The organism is Streptomyces sp. NPDC043854, from assembly GCF_056436005.1.
The window spans coordinates 1705-5002 of record NZ_JBWKDK010000113.1; the positions used below are offsets into that span (position 1 = coordinate 1705).

1 rRNA gene is annotated in these 3298 nt (G+C 57.0%); it reads left to right on the forward strand.

The annotated features are described in order from the left end of the window. Window positions 1–140: 140 nt before the first annotated feature. Window positions 141–3258 (forward strand): 23S ribosomal RNA (locus tag AC068A_RS37060). The last annotated feature ends 40 nt before the right edge of the window (window positions 3259–3298 follow it).

Sequence of the window (3298 nt, forward strand, 5' to 3'; positions counted from 1 at the left end):
CCTGGCACGTTGTTGGGTCCTGAAGGCACGGCCGTTGGTCAGTCTTCAGTGCCGGCCCCAGTGAACTCATCGGCTTGTCTGGTGGGGTGGTGGGTGGCTGGTCGTTGTTTGAGAACTACACAGTGGACGCGAGCATCTGTGGCCAAGTTTTTAAGGGCGCACGGTGGATGCCTTGGCACCAGGAACCGATGAAGGACGTGAGAGGCCGCGATAGGCCCCGGGGAGCTGCCAACTGAGCTTTGATCCGGGGGTGTCCGAATGGGGAAACCCGGCAGTCGTCATGGGCTGTCACCCACTGCTGAACACATAGGCAGTGTGGAGGGAACGAGGGGAAGTGAAACATCTCAGTACCCTCAGGAAGAGAAAACAACCGTGATTCCGGGAGTAGTGGCGAGCGAAACCGGATGAGGCCAAACCGTATGCGTGTGATACCCGGCAGGGGTTGCGCATGTGGGGTTGTGGGAATGAGCTTTCACAGTCTGCCGGCTGTGAGGCGAGTCAGAAACCGTATGGATAGGCGAAGGACATGCGAAAGGTCCGGCGTAGAGGGTAAGACCCCCGTAGCTGAAATCTGTACGGCTTGCTTGCTCATCTCCCAAGTAGCACGGGGCCCGAGAAATCCCGTGTGAATCTGGCGGGACCACCCGCTAAGCCTAAATATTCCCTGGTGACCGATAGCGGATAGTACCGTGAGGGAATGGTGAAAAGTACCGCGGGAGCGGAGTGAAATAGTACCTGAAACCGTGTGCCTACAAGCCGTGGGAGCGTCGGACGTGCTTGCACGTCTCGTGACTGCGTGCCTTTTGAAGAATGAGCCTGCGAGTTAGCGGTGTGTAGCGAGGTTAACCCGTGTGGGGAAGCCGTAGCGAAAGCGAGTCCGAATAGGGCGGTTGAGTTGCACGCTCTAGACCCGAAGCGGAGTGATCTAGCCATGGGCAGGTTGAAGCGGAGGTAAGACTTCGTGGAGGACCGAACCCACCAGGGTTGAAAACCTGGGGGATGACCTGTGGTTAGGGGTGAAAGGCCAATCAAACTCCGTGATAGCTGGTTCTCCCCGAAATGCATTTAGGTGCAGCGTCGTGTGTTTCTTGCCGGAGGTAGAGCACTGGATAGGCGATGGGCCCTACCGGGTTACTGACCTTAGCCAAACTCCGAATGCCGGTAAGTGAGAGCGCGGCAGTGAGACTGTGGGGGATAAGCTCCATGGTCGAGAGGGAAACAGCCCAGAGCATCGACTAAGGCCCCTAAGCGTACGCTAAGTGGGAAAGGATGTGGAGTCGCAGAGACAACCAGGAGGTTGGCTTAGAAGCAGCCACCCTTGAAAGAGTGCGTAATAGCTCACTGGTCAAGTGATTCCGCGCCGACAATGTAGCGGGGCTCAAGCGTACCGCCGAAGTCGTGTCATTGCAGCAATACTCCCAACGGAGGCTGTGATGGGTAGGGGAGCGTCGTGTGCCGGGTGAAGCAGCGCCGGAAGGTAGTTGTGGACGGTTCACGAGTGAGAATGCAGGCATGAGTAGCGATACAAGAGTGAGAAACTCTTGCGCCGATTGACTAAGGGTTCCTGGGTCAAGCTGATCTGCCCAGGGTAAGTCGGGACCTAAGGCGAGGCCGACAGGCGTAGTCGATGGACAACCGGTTGATATTCCGGTACCCGCTTTGAAACGCCCAATATCGAGGCGAGCGATGCTAAGTCCGTGAAGCCGTCCTGGATCCTTCGGGTGAAGGGGAGTGGTGGAGCCGACGGACCAGACTTGTAGTAGGTAAGCGATGGGGTGACGCAGGAAGGTAGTCCAGCCCGGGCGGTGGTTGTCCCGGGGTAAGGGTGTAGGCCGAGGGGTAGGCAAATCCGTCCCTCATACAAGGTTGAGACCTGATGCCGAGCCGATTGTGGCGAAGTGGATGATCCTATGCTGTCGAGAAAAGCCTCTAGCGAGTTTCATGGCGGCCCGTACCCTAAACCGACTCAGGTGGTCAGGTAGAGAATACCGAGGCGTTCGGGTGAACTATGGTTAAGGAACTCGGCAAAATGCCCCCGTAACTTCGGGAGAAGGGGGGCCACGTCTGGTGATGAGTCTTGCACTCTGAGCTGGGGGTGGCCGCAGAGACCAGCGAGAAGCGACTGTTTACTAAAAACACAGGTCCGTGCGAAGCCGTAAGGCGATGTATACGGACTGACGCCTGCCCGGTGCTGGAACGTTAAGGGGACCGGTTAGCTCCATTTCGGTGGGGCGAAGCTGAGAACTTAAGCGCCAGTAAACGGCGGTGGTAACTATAACCATCCTAAGGTAGCGAAATTCCTTGTCGGGTAAGTTCCGACCTGCACGAATGGCGTAACGACTTCTCGACTGTCTCAACCATAGGCCCGGTGAAATTGCACTACGAGTAAAGATGCTCGTTTCGCGCAGCAGGACGGAAAGACCCCGGGACCTTTACTACAGTTTGATATTGGTGTTCGGTTCGGCTTGTGTAGGATAGGTGGGAGACTGTGAAGCGGCCACGCCAGTGGTTGTGGAGTCGTCGTTGAAATACCACTCTGGTCGTGCTGGATGTCTAACCTCGGTCCGTGATCCGGATCAGGGACAGTGTCTGATGGGTAGTTTAACTGGGGCGGTTGCCTCCCAAAGGGTAACGGAGGCGCCCAAAGGTTCCCTCAGCCTGGTTGGCAATCAGGTGTTGAGTGTAAGTGCACAAGGGAGCTTGACTGTGAGACCGACGGGTCGAGCAGGGACGAAAGTCGGGACTAGTGATCCGGCGGTGGCTTGTGGAAGCGCCGTCGCTCAACGGATAAAAGGTACCCCGGGGATAACAGGCTGATCTTCCCCAAGAGTCCATATCGACGGGATGGTTTGGCACCTCGATGTCGGCTCGTCGCATCCTGGGGCTGGAGTCGGTCCCAAGGGTTGGGCTGTTCGCCCATTAAAGCGGTACGCGAGCTGGGTTTAGAACGTCGTGAGACAGTTCGGTCCCTATCCGCTGTGCGCGTAGGAATATTGAGAAGGGCTGTCCCTAGTACGAGAGGACCGGGACGGACGAACCTCTGGTGTGCCAGTTGTCCTGCCAAGGGCATGGCTGGTTGGCTACGTTCGGGAGGGATAACCGCTGAAAGCATCTAAGCGGGAAGCCTGCTTCAAGATGAGTATTCCCACCTCCTTGAGAGGGTAAGGCTCCCAGTAGACGACTGGGTTGATAGGCCAGATGTGGAAGCCCGGTAACGGGTGGAGCTGACTGGTACTAATAGGCCGAGGGCTTGTCCTCAGTTGCTCGCGTCCACTGTGTTAGTTCTGAAGCAACGAAC